The organism is Adlercreutzia sp. DFI.6.23, from assembly GCF_024462535.1.
In the GTDB taxonomy this organism is placed as follows: Bacteria; Actinomycetota; Coriobacteriia; order Coriobacteriales; family Eggerthellaceae; genus Adlercreutzia; species Adlercreutzia rubneri.
The window spans coordinates 1-400 of record NZ_JANGBP010000191.1; the positions used below are offsets into that span (position 1 = coordinate 1).

1 protein-coding gene is annotated in these 400 nt (G+C 64.2%); it reads right to left on the reverse strand.

Annotated features, from left to right (window positions below; genetic code table 11):
* Window positions 1–400: NYN domain-containing protein (locus NE591_RS12955; RefSeq protein WP_256156829.1), on the reverse strand; the 400-nt coding region annotated here is incomplete at both ends.

The following is a 400-nucleotide window of genomic DNA, read 5'->3' on the forward strand; positions in this document are numbered from 1 at the left end:
GTCGGTGATGATGTCCACCACGGCCTGCTCCACGGAGTCCTTCGGCACCGTGTTGCTGCCGCCGCCCTTCTCGTTGCGCTTGTTCTGCACGAGCAGCTCGAGCGTGGTGAACACGTCGCAGGCGCGGCGGAAGGGCGTGGGGGTCTTCTTCTCCCCCATGCCGATGACCATGCGCCCGCTCTCGCGCAGACGGCTGGCCAGGCGCGTGAAGTCCAAGTCGCTGGACACGAGGCAGAAGCCGTCGACGTTGTCGGTGTAGAGGATGTCCATGGCGTCGATGATCATGGCGGAATCCGTGGCGTTCTTGCCCTGGGTGTAGCCGTACTGCTGGATGGGCGTGATGGAGTTTTCCAACAGCGCGTCCTTCCATTTCGCGTGCAGGGTGAGCGTCCAGTCGCCG